This is a genomic window from Bifidobacterium sp. UBA744, from assembly GCA_002298605.1.
Taxonomy (GTDB): domain Bacteria; phylum Actinomycetota; class Actinomycetes; order Actinomycetales; family Bifidobacteriaceae; genus Bifidobacterium.
Genome location: DBKS01000009.1, coordinates 32705 through 49051, shown reverse-complemented (window position 1 = coordinate 49051; position 16347 = coordinate 32705). Strand labels below are relative to the sequence as shown.

12 protein-coding genes and 1 tRNA gene are annotated in these 16347 nt (G+C 63.1%); 8 read left to right on the top strand and 5 right to left on the bottom strand.

The window, feature by feature from the left end; all coding sequences use genetic code 11:
- The first annotated feature begins 1 nt into the window (after position 1).
- Together B2994_RS00730 and B2994_RS00725 are read left to right on the top strand one after the other, a co-directional pair.
- Complete coding sequence (locus tag B2994_RS00730; RefSeq protein ID WP_291526501.1) at positions 2-826, top strand: GntR family transcriptional regulator; 825 nt, start codon at positions 2-4, stop codon at positions 824-826.
- 57 nt (positions 827-883) lie between these two features.
- The gene (locus B2994_RS00725) at positions 884-1489 is read left to right on the top strand and encodes an HAD-IA family hydrolase (protein WP_291526500.1); all 606 of its coding nucleotides are present in this window, start codon (positions 884-886) and stop codon (positions 1487-1489) included.
- 45 nt (positions 1490-1534) lie between these two features.
- On the opposite strand, the gene B2994_RS00720 is transcribed toward B2994_RS00725, so the two are convergent.
- The 5 genes from B2994_RS00720 to B2994_RS00700 all read right to left on the bottom strand — a co-directional run bounded on the left by B2994_RS00720 (position 1535) and on the right by B2994_RS00700 (position 7454).
- A complete protein-coding gene (locus B2994_RS00720; protein WP_291526499.1) occupies positions 1535-3031 on the bottom strand; it encodes an alpha/beta hydrolase family protein in 1497 nt (498 codons plus the stop codon).
- Between the two features lie 163 nt (positions 3032-3194).
- Positions 3195-3845 carry a DUF4125 family protein gene (locus B2994_RS00715; RefSeq protein ID WP_291526498.1) on the bottom strand — a complete coding sequence of 217 codons (651 nt, stop codon included), beginning with the start codon at positions 3843-3845 and terminating at the stop codon, positions 3195-3197.
- A gap of 55 nt (positions 3846-3900) precedes the next feature.
- The gene (locus B2994_RS00710; protein WP_291526497.1) at positions 3901-5916 is read right to left on the bottom strand and encodes a DUF4037 domain-containing protein; all 2016 of its coding nucleotides are present in this window, start codon (positions 5914-5916) and stop codon (positions 3901-3903) included.
- A 140-nt stretch (positions 5917-6056) separates the two neighbouring features.
- On the bottom strand, positions 6057-7244 hold the full coding sequence (locus B2994_RS00705; RefSeq protein ID WP_291526496.1) for an MFS transporter: 1188 nt from the start codon (positions 7242-7244) through the stop codon (positions 6057-6059).
- A 133-nt stretch (positions 7245-7377) separates the two neighbouring features.
- A tRNA-Pro gene (locus tag B2994_RS00700) sits at positions 7378-7454 on the bottom strand.
- 132 nt (positions 7455-7586) lie between these two features.
- On the opposite strand from B2994_RS00700, the gene lysS reads away from it, so the two are divergent.
- The 6 genes from lysS (at position 7587) to B2994_RS00670 (ending at position 16256) form a co-directional block, all read left to right on the top strand.
- Complete coding sequence (gene lysS, locus B2994_RS00695) at positions 7587-9278, top strand: lysine--tRNA ligase (protein WP_291526495.1); 1692 nt, start codon at positions 7587-7589, stop codon at positions 9276-9278.
- A gap of 339 nt (positions 9279-9617) precedes the next feature.
- Positions 9618-10673: a hypothetical protein gene (locus B2994_RS00690; RefSeq protein WP_291526494.1), complete on the top strand. Its 1056-nt coding sequence runs from the start codon at positions 9618-9620 to the stop codon at positions 10671-10673.
- A gap of 54 nt (positions 10674-10727) precedes the next feature.
- Entirely contained in the window at positions 10728-11864 is a 1137-nt protein-coding gene (gene menA, locus B2994_RS00685) for a 1,4-dihydroxy-2-naphthoate octaprenyltransferase (RefSeq protein ID WP_291526493.1), read from the top strand.
- 112 nt (positions 11865-11976) lie between these two features.
- Positions 11977-12717, top strand: a complete 741-nt coding sequence (locus tag B2994_RS00680) for a phosphoglyceromutase (protein WP_291526492.1) — start codon at positions 11977-11979, stop codon at positions 12715-12717.
- 270 nt (positions 12718-12987) lie between these two features.
- Positions 12988-14646: an ABC transporter substrate-binding protein gene (locus tag B2994_RS00675; RefSeq protein ID WP_291526491.1), complete on the top strand. Its 1659-nt coding sequence runs from the start codon at positions 12988-12990 to the stop codon at positions 14644-14646.
- Complete coding sequence (locus B2994_RS00670) at positions 14646-16256, top strand: amidohydrolase (RefSeq protein WP_291526490.1); 1611 nt, start codon at positions 14646-14648, stop codon at positions 16254-16256. The genes B2994_RS00675 and B2994_RS00670 overlap by 1 nt, the downstream gene beginning before the upstream one ends.
- The last annotated feature ends 91 nt before the right edge of the window (positions 16257-16347 follow it).

Genomic DNA, 16347 nt, shown 5'->3' with positions numbered 1-16347 from the left:
CATGGCACGACTTGATTCCGAACGCAGGCGTATGGTCACCAGCGAGATCATATACCGTTTGCGCGCGATGATTCGCGACCATGGCTTCCTTCCCGGGGAGAAACTCGGCAGTGAGCGCGGATTGGCGGAAGCCATGGGCATTTCGCGGTCCGATCTGCGCATGGCGCTCGCCTCGCTGGAATCCTCGCATGAGGTGATACGGAAGATCGGGCGAACCGGCGGCATTGTCGTGGCCGACGATCGACTGGAGCGCAATATCAACACGATTGAATCGCTGCCGGTTATCGCCCGCCGACAGGGATTCGTGCTCACCTCCAAGGTGCTGGGCGCGGTTATCGCCCCGGCGTCCGCCGCGGACGTCCGGTTGCTGGGACTGGGGGGCGTCGGTTCGTCCTCGCGGGCGGCGTCCGTCGACCGCGGCGGACGGTCCCATCCCATGATCTACGACGTCACCAGGCTGCGGTCCATAGAGGACCGGCCCCTGTCGCTGGAGATCAGCCATCTTCCCGCCGCGTTGTTCCCGCAATTCCTGACCCGCGACCTCACCGAGCCGTTCTATGAGATCTTCGAACGGCAATACGGCGTGGTGCCGGCCAATGTGGACGAGACGCTGGAAACCGTGGTCGTGAGCGGACCGATGCTCGAGGGGGTGGACGTCTCGCCCCTGCAGGTGCCGGACGGCACGCCATTGACCCGTATCAGGCGTGTGGCCCGGGACGTGTCCGGACGCCCGTTCGAACTGGCCACGGATCTGTACATCGCCTCCCGTATGCGGTTCACCATGCACCATTCCGGATATGTGCGGCTGTCCGCCACGCGGCGCTGAGGGCGCGCTCGTGGCCTGGGATGCGAATGGTTGCAGGTTCCTTGACGATTGGATGATATGCGCTACGCCGATGTGATTTTCGACTTTTGCGGCGTGCTGGTTGATTGGCAGCCGGCCGCCGCCCTTGAGGGACGGTATCCGTCCGAGGTGATCGACGCGTTTCTCGATCCCGACGACGAATGGGGATTCTGGCATTACGACCACTGTTCCGATATGGGCATGGGCGAGCCGGATATTCTCGAGGAATATGCCGGTCACCATGACCCTTCGCTGGCGCAGGTGTTCCGCGTGTATTTCGAGCGGTATCGTCTGGCGTTGCGCGGCATGATGCCCGGCATGGCGGCCCTGCTGCGCGAGCTGGACGCTGCCGGCGTGCGCTGCTGGGGGCTGACCAATTTCACCACGCCCTATGTCGTCGCCGCGCGTGAGCGGTTTCCCGCGCTGGGCGTGCTGCGCGACGTGGTGATCTCCTCCGAGGAGCGTATCGGCAAGCCCGACCCGGTCATCTATCGCCGTGCCGTCGCGCGGTTCGGCGTCGATCCGGCTGCCGCGGCCTTTGTGGACGACAGGCGGGTCAATGCCGAGGCCGCTTCGCTGGCGGTTCCCGGTCTGACCGGCATTCTATTCGCCGATGCCGCCTCATTGCGTGCCAGGCTGGTGTGAGGTTTTGGCCTTGGCTACCTGAGCGCACGCGGATGCGGGCGTCTGTCACGTGATGGGGATGCCGTATAGTCCCCAGAACGCCAAGGCTCCGGTGGCCATTGCCGCGCCGAGCAGGGTCGTCGCGCACACCACCCAATGGCCCGCGCCTCGCACTGCCCCGGTATTGCAGTGCCGGCGCGCATCCCGATACTGCAGCAGCAGCTTCGCCCACAGGGCCGCCACCAGCAGCGACAACACACGCATCACCGTCCAGCCGCCTTGGAACAGCATCCGGTTGGTTTCCAACTGCATTGCCTGGGTGATCACCGCCGCCAGATAGGCGACGGTGATCGCCAGTGTCATGGCGACGCCGCCGCCCAGCATCCAGAGCGATCGCGCCAGACCGGGGGCGAATCCTCCGCGAGGGGGCATGCCGCGGCTACGACGCTTGCGGGCATATGCGACCAGGGGGATTGAACCCAGCGCACCGCCGAGCAGCAATACCGCGCCTCCGCCCATCAGCACCGCAATCTGAGTGAGGGAACGCGGGGACAGCGGTCCCCCGGAAATGCCGGCGTCGATGGCGAACCGCTGGTTGGGTTGGGCTCCGGCGGTCATCGGCGTCGCCCAGCCTTCGGCCGAGGTGCCGGCGACTGCGGAGTCTTCTGCGGTCACGGCATTGATCCACGAGGCCACATCGCGGGTGTAATGCTCGTCCAGCGGCAAGCCGGGCTTGCTCAGGGCCGATCCCGTGCGCATCTGGTGGTTGGTGGGGTAGTAGCGCAGCGTGATGTTGTCGTTGCCGGAGCCGGTCGCCGCTTGGCTGCGAATCTCCTGGGCTCCCTGTTCCAGCGGCATGGACGCGTCAAGCGTGCCGTAGGCGATCAGTGTGGGCTGCGTGAGCTTGCGGTAGTAGTCGAGCGCGTTGAAGTCCGCGTAGTCGAAGTGGATCAGCGAAAAATCCAGCAAGGCGAGTTTGGGAATGTCGCTGGTGATCGCGGATGGCACGCCGGTTTGCGCAAAGTACGTGCTCGCGGCCATGGTCATCTGCTGCCGGCCGGAATATACGGGCGCGGAGGCGATGATCGAGAACGCGAGATCCTGGCGCTCGGCGGTGATGACGGAGCTGATCCAGGTGCCTTCGGATTCCGCGTACACGCCGAGCCTGGTCGCATCCACATTCGGCAGCGAGCCCAACAGATCGAGTTCCTTTTCGTAGTCGTGGGCCATGCCCACGTAATCGCGGTGCAGCAGCGTGTAATTGTCCAGTCGCTTGTCCGGCACCAAGGTCACAATGCCGGCGCTGGCCAATTGCGGGCCTATGTCGCCGTACGCCTCGGTGGTTTTGCCGGTTCCCGCGCCGTGGATCAGCAGCACGGCCGGGCGTTTGCCCGGCGCGTTCACCGGTTCGCGCAGCAGCGCCCGCACGGTTACGGTATCGGTCAGGGGGATGTCGATCATGCGCTCGCGGACTTCGTAAGTGCCGATCGGCGCGCCCGCGCCGGTTGGATCCGAAGCTGTAGGCTGTGAGGCGATGGTGGTGTCGGACGTTTCGACGGTCACATGGTCGGTACATGGCCGGGGATGCCAAGGGGAAGTCATGGAGAGGCCGATCAGTGCGCAGATCAGCCATATGACGATGGCGCCCGCCACCATTTGTGGAATTCCTGCCGCTTGTTTCACGCACTCCACCCTAGCAGTGCATGGGTGGTGGCGCCGGTGCCTCTTACAGCGAGGCCTCGGCGTCGGCAAGGTCTGTGAACCCGCCAATCAGCACCGTGTTGAGCAGGGTCTGTTCGGTGATGTTCTCGCCGGCGGCGCGCTTGGCTTCGATCATCGCCTCATACAAGGTGAAGGTGCGATCGGAGTACGTGCCGAGTTCCCCGCGCAGATAGGTTTCGAACGAGGTCTTCTCCTGCGTGTCCTCGGCTGTGGTGAGCACGCGCATGGCGCCGCCGAGTTTCGGGTAGCGTTCGCGAAAATCGGCGGCCCACTGCACCTGTTGCGAAATAACCCGCTCCTGCCGTGCCACGCGATCCTCGGACAGTTTGGGAATATACGGTTCGATGGTCTCGTGAAACTGGTCGGGCCAGGTTGAGGCCATCATGCGTCCGTATTTTTCGGCGACGAGATTGCGTCCCACGGCATCGGCGTCGTCAAGATCCCCGGCGTAGCTGGTTTGCGGTTTTTCGGGCCAAGTGAGGAATTGCGCCAGCCTCATCTGGTGGAACACCGGCCAGTTGCCCTGGCAGGACGCGCGTCCACCCTCATTGTTGGTGTGCTGGAACTGGTTCCATTCGTGCCGCACGATCGCCTCGGCGAGGGCGTTGTCGTTGCTGTTGATGTCGTTGTTGTCGTTATCGTTGTCGACGGTCATACTATGCCTTCCATAGCGGTGTTCCGGATGTGCGCAATCGCTTGATGCGCTGGAATCACAGGCTTCTCAGCACCGGATTGTCGCTTTCGATGCGTTGCTCGACATATGGGCGTTGCCATTCCAGAAAAGTCTCGTCCGAATCGGTCAGTCCTTCACGCTTGAGGGTTGTGACGATTTCGGCGCAGATGCGTCCGATGATCTGATCGATCTGGCGTATGGCCGGCGCCGCGCCCTTGCCTCCTTCGCCGAATCCGGCGCCGCCGTAGCAGGCGGCGGAACTGAGCCGCAGCAGCGTCTCCAGCTGCTCCGTGACGTCGGGCAGCACGGTGGCGATGCGACGGGAGAGCTTGCGCAGGGCGGCGAACTGCCATTTGTAATACGGCAGGTATCCCACGGACGTCGGGTTGTTGAGCAGGAAGACCAGCGAACCAGTGGCTTTGACGAACTCGTCGATCGACAGCCAGGCCGCGGCGCCGTCGCCTCGCTTGAGCATGCGCGGCACATTGTACTGACCGGCTTGGGCGATCATGCCGAGCCGACGTGAGATCAGCGAGACGACGACGTCCCGTGGCATTTGCTTGAACCCTTGGCGCACTTTGGAGAAGCGGCCGAGCGGATCCGCGAAGATCTGGCCGTTCGTCGCTGCGGCCAGCGTCGCCTCGTCGAGCATCAGCCATTCGTGCGGCGCATCCTCGGAGGGCGCTTCGCTGTATCCCGTGATCGATTCGAAGAACGCTCCGATCTCGAATACGCCGTCGCGCCGTGACGCTCCGGTTGCGCGCGCCGTGGACTTGCAGGGGCCGTATCCCTGGAACACTTTGGGGAGCGCTTCGTAGTCGGCCTGCAGCCGCTGTCCGATCGCGGCGTAATCCTCGGGCGTGAGCCACAGGCAGAACCGCGGCCCGAAGTCATGGTCCCATGAAATCTCGTCGTCGAATCCGTAGCATTCCGAACCATGGCCCACCAGACCGGCGGCGATGCGGTCCTTGTACTGCGGGTATTTGTCCACGATCAAGGGTTTGCCGTAGGCCTCCCAATACGCTTTGGCCAGTTGAAGGCCGGTCAGCTTCGGGCGGGCCAGCGGCGTTTCCTCGTCGGGGGATCCGAAGTCGATGACATGCGCGTCGGCGTTGCGCGTCCCCGTTCCCGTCTCGGATGCCGGCTGTGCGGCGCCGGAGGATGGGACGCTGCCGCCGGCGGCGTCGGTGACGGTCCAGGGGTCCTCTTGCGGGACCTTCATGCCCAGTTCGCCGGCGGCCTTGATCGCGTCCTTGAGGTTGTCCGAAGTGACTCGATAGTAGTCGTTGTCGGTGCCGTAGCATTCGCGGATCACGGCCAATGCGTGACGGTAGGCGTCCACGGCGTCAACGAAGAGCGAATTGTGATAGCAGACCTGGGCGTATCCGGCCAATGCCGAAGCGTAATGCGCACTGTGCTCCAGGTGGCCGGTTTTGTAGATGTCCAGCGCCTTCTTGGCGTGCCAGGTCGCGTTTTCGGTTTTTCCTTCCTGCAGCAACGTGAGGGCGAGGTTGGTGTGGGTGGAGGCCACGTCGAGATCCGCGTCGGCGTCCACGGAGGAGGATTCGAGAATGCGCAGCGCCTCGCGTAATTCGGCTTCCGACTTGCCGAGGCGTCTGGTTTCCGAGTAGAGAATCGACAGGTTGTTGTGCAATGCGGCCAGACGGCGGTCTCCGGGGCCGTAGTTGTTCAACGCCGAATCGAGGGCCTGATGGTACAGGTCTTCGGCCTGGTCGTATTGCTTGGCGGCCCGCATGCTGGTGGCGGCGTTGATCAGCGTGGTGGTCCAGGCTTCGGAACCGATGATGCCCATCCGGGCGGCGAGCTCGATGGCCCGCTGCACCATCCACTGATTGTCCTTGTGGCGGGATTGGGAGCGGTAGAATCCCATGATTTCATTGAGCACGGTGAGCTGTCCGGCGTCATCGTGCGCATTCTCGGCGTCGGTGAGCGCCTGCAGCAGATACGGTTCCGCTTCCTTCGCCTGATGGTGGGCGTCGAAAATGGCGTCGAGTCCCTTCAAGAACGCCTGAACATCGAATTGTTCCGCCATGACTGCCTCCTCGATGAACGTCGTGGGCGGTCCCGCATTCGGGTGCCCCGCCAATCCACTGATCAGTCTAGGGGCGGGATTATCGCGGCGCCATGGCGATCCCGGCGTGTGCGTTGTGAACTTGCCCACATCCCGCGATGTCAGACATGAACCTCCTGCATGCGGTGGATGGCGCCCGTGTTGGATTCGCATCGGAACGAATAGAACGCCAGCAGGCCGACGGCGACGGCCGCGAGCGGCGCGCCTCCCAAACCGGTGTAGTGGTAGTTCATGGCGAATGCGTTGAGCATGGCGCCACCGACTATCGATCCGACGGCATTGCCGGCGTTGAACGCCACCTGCACGGCTGCTCCGGCCACCAGCTCGCCGCCTCCCTCACCGGCTTCGACCATCAGCAGCTGCTGCGGCGAGGAGATGAAGAACATGCCGAAGGCGATCCAGAAGGTGAGCATCGCCGTGATGCCGTGGTTGCCCGGCAGCAGCAGCACCATCACAAGTCCCAGCATGGAGAAGAGCTGGCCGAGGGCCGCCGTGCCGGCATGGCGCCATGCATCGCAGACCTTGCCTCCCAGCAGGCCGCCGCACACCATGCCGAATCCGGCGAGCACCATCAGCATCGGCACCACGGTGGAGGTCCATCCGCCGGCGTGCTGCAGCCACGGGGACACGTAGCTCCACCAGCAGAACACACCCGCGTTGCCGGTGAACACGGCGGCGAGAATAACCCAGGGGCCGCGATGGGTAAGGAATTTGAATTGGCCGGCGATGCCCACGTCCTTGACGGCCGCGATCCGAGGCACCCACGCGATGGTAAGCGCGATGGTCATGGCGGCCCATGCGGCGAGGAACGCGAATGCCGCGCGCCATGACAGGAACTCCGCCATCACCGTGCCGGCCGGCACGCCCAGCATGTTGGCCACCGTCTGGCCGAGCACCATCAGGGAGACTGCCTGTGCCTCCTTGCCCTTGTCGGCGACGGTTTTGGCGATCAGCGTCGCGGTGCCGAAGAAGGCGCCATGCGGCAGGCCCGAGATGAAACGCGCGGCGATCAGCATGGGGGAGTTGATCGTGCCGGCGGACAATGCGTTGCCCACCAACGCGGTCGCCATGAACAGGATGACGAGTTGCTTCGGCGGAATACGGCGGCCGAACACCAAAATCAGCGTGCCGACGCACACGCCGATCGCATAGGCGGAGATGTAGTTGCCCGCAAATGGGATTGAGACGTGCAGTGTGTCGGCAACCTGCGGCAGGATGCCCATCATGACGAATTCGGCTGCGCCGAGAATAAATGCGCCGGCCGCCAGCGCCAGCAGACTTTTCTTCATATGCGGTTCCTCGGTATCGGTTGTGGTTATGGCTTGCGGACGGGTCTGCGTCGGCGTCGATGAGGCGGGCGGACTGTGAATCGGCGCCAGCATGAAGAAAGGGAACCACCGAAACTCAGTGATTCCCTTTATCTGGTCGGGCTGGCGGGATTTGAACCCGCGGCCTCTTCGTCCCGAACGAAGCGCGCTACCAAGCTGCGCTACAGCCCGTTTTGGCAACGTCGGCTATACTACAACCATCCTTACGACAATTGCAACACGGCGCGTCGCGGTCGTGTCGCTGCCTGATATGCCAATGCATAGGGGGATGCCGGTCACCCTGAAGCCGTACACTGTGTGCCTATGGCAGAAGATGTAGAACGCAATGACAACAGCGACAACGGGGACGAAACCCCCTCCGTGCCGCAGATGACTACCGTGGAACGGGCCGAGATGCTGCTGGCGCAGGACGCCGCCATCCGCGCGAAGATCAACGGGGGCGCGACCCTTGACGAGGCCGTGGACCCCTCCAACAAGGAATTCGGCCCGCTGGCCCACCCCGAGCAGGTCCAGATGCGCGTGGCCAAGCGCGCCATGATGCTCCGGAGCGGCATCCCGCCCTATCCGGTGCATCTGGACGTCACCACCACCATCGAGGCCGTGCGCGCCAAGTACGACGGCAAGCTCGAAGCCGGTCAGGAAACCGATGACATGGTGGGCATCGCCGGTCGCGTGCTGTTCCTGCGCAATGCCGGCGGTCTGTGCTTCGTGCAGCTGTCCGCGGGGGACGGCACCAAAATCCAGGGCATGATCTCCAAGAAGGAGATCGGCGCCGATTCCCTCAAGCAGTTCAAGCAGCTGGTGGATCTGGGCGATCACCTATATCTCAAGGGCCGTGTGATTTCCTCGAAGACGGGCGAACTGTCCGTGTTCGCCACCGAATGGGCGATCGCTTCCAAGGCGCTGCAACCGCTGCCCGCCCTGCACAAGGAGCTGAACGAGGACACCCGCACCCGCAAGCCGTACATCGGCATGATCGCGGACGAGAGGATCCGCAACATGGTGCGCAACCGCTCCAAGGCCGTCGCCTCGCTGCGCCGCACCTTCGACGACCATGATTTCATCGAGGTCGAGACCCCGATGCTGCAGACCCTGCATGGTGGCGCGGCCGCCCGCCCGTTCACCACGCATATGAACGCATTCGACCTGGACCTCTACCTGCGCATCGCGCCGGAACTGTTCCTCAAGCGCTGCCTGGTGGGTGGCATCGACCGCGTGTTCGAGATCAACCGCGACTTCCGCAACGAGGGCGTCGACGCGACGCACGCCCCCGAGTTCACCATGCTCGAGGCGTATCAGGCGTATGGCACCTACGACACCATCGGCGAGCTGGTGAAGGAGCTGGTGCAGAAAACCGCCAAGGACGTGTTCGGCTCGTATAAGGTGACGCTGCTGGACGGCACGGAATACGACTTCGGCGGCGATTGGAAGTCGATTTCCATGTACGATTCGCTGTCCGAGGCGCTGGGCGAGCAGATCGTGCCCCATGACCCAGAAAACCCGGAGCCCAACGGCACCTCCGTGGAACATCTCGGCGAGATCGCCGACAAGCTCGGTGTCGAGCGCGACGAGGTGGAGAACCACGGTAAGCTCGTGGAACACCTGTGGGAGCATTTCTACGAGGACAAGCTGTACGAGCCGACCTTCGTGCGCGACTTCCCGGTCGAAACCTCCCCGCTGGTCAAGGGCCATCGCACCAAGCCCGGCGTGGTCGAGAAGTGGGACCTGTACGTGCGCGGCTTCGAGCTGGCCACCGGCTACTCCGAGCTCAACGACCCGATCGTGCAGCGCGAACGCTTCGTGGCCCAGGCCAAGGACGCGCTCGCCGGTGACGAGGAGGCCTGCGACATCGATGAGGACTTCCTGGAGGCCCTCGGCGTGGGCATGCCTCCGGCGGGCGGCATGGGCATGGGCATCGACCGTCTCTTGATCGCGCTGACCGGTGCCACCATCCGCGAGACCATCACCTTCCCGCTGGTGAAGCCGCTGAATTAAGCAAAGTTTAATTCAATAACGGCTTCACGCGAAGCTGGATAAGTGGACAGTCCGGTGGACTGTCCACCCAGCGTAGCCCTCCGTTGAGTCGGCCAATAGGCTACCAAGTTCTTATTTCAATTCATAATGGTTTCACATGGAGTCGGATCAGCTGGCAGTCCGGTGGACTGTCCGCCCGACGGAATCCTTCCTTTTAGTCGGCCAACATGCCTCCTCGCGCAAATCTCTCTAGGCCCAGCCCGTGGCGGCTGGGCTTTTCTCGTATTTTCGATGTATCGTAGATATTGAATTCGCGCTGTAACGATGCAGCACGGATAGGGAGCAAGAAAGGGGATCCTCATGACCGATCCAAATCAGACGTCTCAGCCATCCGGCGTTCCCGCGCAGCAGCCTGCGCAGTCTCAGAATGTTCAGCAGCCCCAGTCCTTTCAGGCCCAGGCCGCGCAATCGCAGCAGCCGTATCAGCCTTATCAGCAATTCAATCAAACCGCCCCGAGCGGTGGCCCCGCGCAGCCCCAGTCCGGTCCCAATGCGTTGAACACCGCTCAGCTGGCCGACAAAGCCAGTGAACTCAAGCGGCAGGCCACTGGCTTCGCCCGGCAGCTCGAGGGCAAGCAGGTGAATGTCGCCGGGCAAAGTTTCAATTATTTGTCGCTTATCACGCTTGTCGGTGCCGTCGTCATCGCGGTTTCCGTGTTTCTTCCGTTCGCCTCGGCCTCCGCGTTCGGCATCAGCGTCAGCGCCAGCCTGATTGATGGCGGTGACGGTTGGATTCTGCTGGTGCTGGCTGTGGTTACCGGCGTGCTGGCGTATCTGAAGAAGCGGGTTCCCGCATTGGTGCTGGCTGTGATCAGTTTTGCGCTTGTATTGTTCGAGATGGTGCATTCCTCTTCGGCGATCTCCGGATACGGCAGTTTGGGGATTGGCGCTTGGCTGCTGCTGCTCGCTTCCGCGGCGATGCTGGCTGGTACGGTGTTGACCTTCCTGAATGAGAGAAACAAGGCTGCAAAGAACGCTCCGAACGCTTCGGCTCCCGTCAACGCCAATGGTGCAGTCGATCCCGGTGCGCCCTTTGCGGCGCAGCAGCCTGCGCAGCCGCAGACTCCCCAGCCGCAGACATATCCGGCTCCTGTCCAGCAGCAGGCGTTTGCGTCGCCGCAGCCCGTTCCCGTTCAACCGACCGCGCCCGTGCCGATGGCCCCGTCCGCTCAGCCCGTTCAGTTCGCGCAGCAGCCTGCTCCAGCTGCGGTTCCGCCGGTTGAAACCCCCATGGCCAATCCTTCCGCGTCCGCGGTTCCGCCAATGCCGCAGGTTTCGTCGCCGGCGCAGTGGCAACCGCCGCAGCCCTCGTCGCAGCCTCCGGTGCAGCGGTCGACGGACCAGTCGGGGCAATAGTTCCGAGATTCCCGCCCTCCCGAAGAGGGAGGGCGGTCGTACTATAGCGGAATCGTGGTAAACAACGATTCTTCGTCTTCGAACATCAGCCTGGCCCTGTGGGTGGGTGGCGCTCGTCCTCGAACGCTGCCGCTGGGGCTTGCCCCGGTGCTGATCGGGGCGGCCGCCAGTTGGCGATGGGGGGCTTTGGGCGGTATGCGGCCGTGCCCTGCATCTGCGGGGCGAATGGTGGAGAAGTGGGATGGCGCGTCTGCCGACACGTTGACACACTGTGCGTTTTCATGGCCGTGGTTTGCGGTTGCGGTGGTGTTGTGCATCGTGGTGGCGGTTGGTCTGCAGATCGCGGTGAACTATCTCAACGACTATGCGGATGGCGTGCGTGGCACGGATGTCGGACGAGATGGCGAGGTCACCGGTCCACGTCGGCTGGTCGCCTCCGGGGCGAATCCCAGACAGGTATTGCTGGCTGCCGGAATTGCCGCCATGATCGCCTGCGCGGCAGGGCTCGCCGTCATCGGCATAACTGGCCGCTGGTGGATGATCGCACTTGGCGCGGTTTGTCTGCTGGCTGCCTGGGGGTATACCAATGGGCGGCATCCCTACGGGTATCGGGGATTGGGGGAGCTGGCCGCGTTCATATTCTTCGGCTTGGTGCCGGCTCTTGGCACGCAGTATGTGCTCAGCGGATCGATCACCGTGACGGGAGCGGCCGGTTCGGTGATCTGCGGTTTGCTGTCCGTCGGTGTCATGATGGTGAACAATCTGCGCGATCTCAACGATGACGCCGCCCATGGCAAACGCACGCTGATGGTGCGCGTAGGCGAGGAGACGGGTAAGTGCTGGCATGCGCGGGTGATGAGATGGGCCGAGGTCCTGACGGTGATATTCGCCATGCCGGTGCCCGTGTATGTCGCGCTGCTGGGCTGGCTTGTCGCCGTGCCTGCGCAAGTGGATGCCGAGCGTGCGTGTGTGGAGTATGGGGTTGATTGCGGCGGTGGGATGTGGGGTGTTGCCGGGTGGGCGGGCCTTGCGGCGGTGATCTGCATTGCATGCTGCATTGTTCTGACTTCGCGTGCCATTGCAGCCGTCCGACGCGATCAATGGCGTCAGGCGCTGCCTCTGTGCTCCATGACCGCACTGGTCGTCGCCTGTGCGTTTGTGCTCAATGCCTGGCAGGCGAGTTTCATATAGATCACGGCGCCCCGCTTGCCGCGCGCCGCCTTTTCTCGAATATTTCGCAGGCGAGCACGGTATGGTCGCAGCCGCTTATGATTCGTCCGTTACCTCGCATAGACTGCGGGGTATGACTTACAAACTAGTACTGCTCCGTCATGGACAGAGCGCATGGAATAAAACCAATCAGTTCACCGGCTGGGTGGACGTTCCGCTGACCGAGAAGGGCGAAGCTGAGGCCAAGCACGGAGGCGAGCTCCTGAAGGAGAAGAACGTCCTTCCGGATATCGTCTTCACCTCCCTGCTGCGTCGTGCCATCAACACCGCCAACATCGCCCTTGACGCCGCCGATCGTCTGTGGATCCCGGTGGAGCGCAGCTGGCGTCTCAACGAGCGTCATTACGGCGCCCTGCAGGGCAAGAACAAGACCGAGATCCGCGAGGAGTACGGTGACGAGAAGTTCATGCTGTGGCGCCGCTCCTACGCCACCCCGCCGCCCGAGATCGATCCGAACGATCAGTATGCCCAGAACGGCGATCCTCGCTACACCGGTGATCCGGTGCCGGAAGCCGAGTGCCTGGCCGATGTGGTCAAGCGCGTCGAGCCGTATTTCAAGTCCGACATCGAGCCGCAGCTCAAGGCCGGCAAGACCGTGCTGATCGCCGCCCATGGCAACAGCCTCCGCGCCATCGTCAAGATGCTCGACAACCTCTCCGAAGAGGAGATCGCCAAGGTCAACATCCCGACCGCCATCCCGCTGTTGTATGAGCTGGATGAGAACTTCAAGCCGGTCAAGCCGCGTGGCGAGTACCTCGATCCCGAGGCCGCAGCCGCCGGTGCCGCCGCCGTCGCCGCGCAGGGTCAGAAGTGACGCTTCGCTAGAACGGGTGTTTTTCTACTAAGGGGCAGCCTCCGGGCTGTCCCTTTTCGCTATGAGCCCGCCATGCGCGTCCATGGCGGTCCATGTGGTCGGCTCATGTCACTACGTGAGACACAGCCATGTTCCTGCGGTCCGACAATGTATACAGTACGCAATTGTAGGTAGGCGCCGGAGTCCCCAAGACGTTGGGGCGACGGCGTGTATCGCGAGAATGAGCGAAACGATCCGTATACGGGAATCCGGGAGATGCAAGGGATGAACATGGCACGATGGAACAGGGCGAAAAGGACGCTGACCGCAATGTCGGCTGCGCTGGCTTCACTGTTCTGCATGGCGGGGTGCGGCACTGCGGTGCAGAACAACAGTCTTGGGGCTCAGGCCTCGCAGGCGGCGGGCAACGACGTCCTGACGATTCCCGCCGACGGCAAGAAGATCCAGGAAGGCGGGACGCTGACCCTCACGCTGAGCTCCGATCCCGACAAGCTCGACCCCACGACCACGTCGTCGCTTGCCTCCACCCAGGTGCTCAACAACATTTGCCAGCCGCTCTACACGGTGGACGCCTCGGGCAGCACGGTCCCGCTGCTCGCCGCCGCCGAACCGAAGATTTCCGAAGACGGCAAAACCTACACCTTCGCGGTGAAACAGGGCGTGAAATTCGCCGATGGCACCGACCTGAACGCCGACGCCGTCGTCAAGACACTCGAGCGCAACCTCAATCTGCAGGGATCGGCCCGCAAATCCGATCTCGGCCCCATCTCCCAGGTGAAGGCCCTGGACGAATCAACCGTGGAAATCGATCTGAGCGAACCGTACGCACCGCTCGTCTCCACGCTGGCGGGCCGGGCGGGCATGATCATGAGCCCCAAGGCGCTTGATGAGTCCGGGGACGACTTCGGCACCGCTCCGGTGTGCGTGGGGCCGTTCAAATTCGACAGCCGCGTTTCGTCCACATCGGTTACGCTCGTCAAGGATCCGAATTATTACGATGCCGCGAATGTGCATCTTGACAAGGTGGTGTACAAGGTCATCACCGATTCCGCGATCCGCACGCAGAACCTCAAGTCCGGCGACGTGCAGCTTGCCGACAATCTGACCCCGCAGGACGTCGTGTCGGTGAAGGACGACGATTCCCTCACCGTCATGTCCGCGCCCTCCTACGGATATCAGGCGCTTGAGATCAACATCGCCAATACGGCCGGCGTGGGGAAGCCCGGCAGCCAGATCGACACCCCGATCGCCAAGCAGAAGGTCGTCCGCCAGGCGCTTGCCATGTCCATCGACCGCGACCAGCTGGTGGAAAGCGTCTTCGGCGGATTGTATTCCTCCGCCTGCTCCTTCGTGTCGGATTCCACTCCGTTCGCCTCCGAGTCCTCCAAAACCTGCCTGCCCCATGATCCGGCCAAGGCCAAGCAGATGCTGGAGGATGCGGGCGTGACCACCCCGTACACCGTGAAGGTCTCGGTGGCGAACAGCCCCGCCCAGCTGCAGGTCATGCAGGCCATTCAGTCGCAGGCCAAAGAGGGCGGCTTCGACATCCAGATCGAGCCGGCGGAATCCACCACCGTGCTGTCCAACCTCAACGCCGGCAAATACGATGTCACGCAGCTTGGATGGTCCGGAAGCCTGGATGCCGATCAGAACGTTTCGCTGTTCCTGCAGTCCAACGGCTCGATGAACTTCAACGGCTATGCCAACCGGCAGGTGGACCAGCTGCTTGACCAGGCGAAGACCACCGCCGACACCTCCAAGCGCGCGGAGCTGTATGGCCAGGTGGCCGATTTGATTCGTGAGGACAGCCCGATCATCTATCTGTATCGGATGCGCTATCTCACCGCCGTGTCGTCCCAGGTGGCCGGTGTCAGCGTGTACGGCGACGGGATCATCCGTCTTGCCAACGCCGCGCTTGTGGAGCGGTGATGCCGTTTCGCTTCGATACGATTTGGGAGAACGCCCGCATCCAGACATTCGATCCCGCCCATCCGTGGGCTCACGCCGTTGCCGTGTCCAATGGGCGCATAGCGGCGCTGGACGATGGGATCGAGGGTCTCGGGGCGCGGGAGCGCATCGATCTTGGCGGGCGGTACCTGTGTCCCGGATTGAACGACGCCCATTGCCATCTGTCGGTGCTGGGCCGCAATCTCAATGAGATCAACCTCTCCGCCGCCTCCGTCGGCGATCTTGAGGGGTTGTACGATGCGATCGCCCGTGCCTGCCGGTCGGCGGAACCCGGGCGTTGGGTGATCGGATGGGGGTTCAACCAGCTTGATCTGGGCGGCTATCCGACGCTGGCGAAACTGGATGAGATCTGCGCCGGCCATCCGGTGTATTTGGAGCATCTGTCGCATCATGCGGCTGTGGTGAATTCCCGGGCGTTTGCCCTGGCTGGTTTCCCGGATCCCGACGCCATGGAGGGATATGGTCCGGACCAGTTGGTACGCGACGCCGGGGGTCATGTAACCGGCTTGGTGTGCGAGCATGCCGCGAGGGTGTTCAAGCGTCTGGTGTCCGATCGGGACGAGAGTGAGCTGGTCGAGGATTTGCGCGTGGCGTCCGACTATGCGCTGTCGATGGGGCTCAGCAGCTATGCCGAGGCGGGCGTCACCAGAATCGATGTGTTTCAGAAGGCCGTCGAATGCGGCGCGATGCGGCTTCGCGGCACGCTGATGCCGCTGTATTCCAAGCTTCATGACGTGGATGGGCTTGGGCCGGGTCCCGCCTCGTTCGGGTTGGATCTCGGGATGCGTACCGGATTCGGCGACGACATGCTGTCGATTGGCGCATGCAAGATCGTGCTCGACGGCGCGTTCAGCAGTCGTACCGCCAGTCTGTCCGAACCGTATGAGGGGGTGGGCGGCCATGGCGTTCTGCAATGGGATCGCGATGAGGTGGTCGACGGCTTTGCGCATCTGCATCGCGCCGGATGGCAGGTCGCCGCGCATGCCATCGGGGACAATGCGGTGAGGCTGGCCCTTGACGCCATCGAGCGGGCGCAGCGGCTGTTCCCCCGCCGCGATGCCCGTCATCGCATCGAGCATTGCGGCCTGATGAGCGACGATATGATCGCCAGGCTCGTGGCCGACCATATCGTGCCGGTGCCGCAGGGGAGTTTCATTCCCGATTACGGGGACGGCTATGTCAAGGTCATCGGCATGAGGCGCGCCATGATGGCGGACCGTGCGGGGTCGTATGTGAGGCTGGGGGCCGTCATCCCCGGCAGCACCGATGCGCCAAGCGCCAGATTGTCGCCGTTGTGGGCGATCCAGGGGGCGGTGACGCGCCGGACGAGGTCCGGTCTGGTGCTGGGAGGACCCGGTGAACGCCTGAGTCTGGATGAGGCGTTGCGGGCCTATACCTTCGGCAGCGCCTACGCCTCGCATCATGAACGCGAGGTTGGAACCATCCAGCCGGGGAAGCTTGCCGACTTCACCATTCTGGAGAACGATCCGCATGTCGTGCCGGTCGGGGAGATCGCGAATATCGCAGTGGATGCCGTGGTCATCGGGGGCGAGACGCAATTCGAGCGGTGACGGCGGCTCACACAGTGAGACGTTACATTTCCATAACACAATCAACCAAGAAAGTGTATACAGTACACAGTTACGAGAGGCGAGTGAGAGG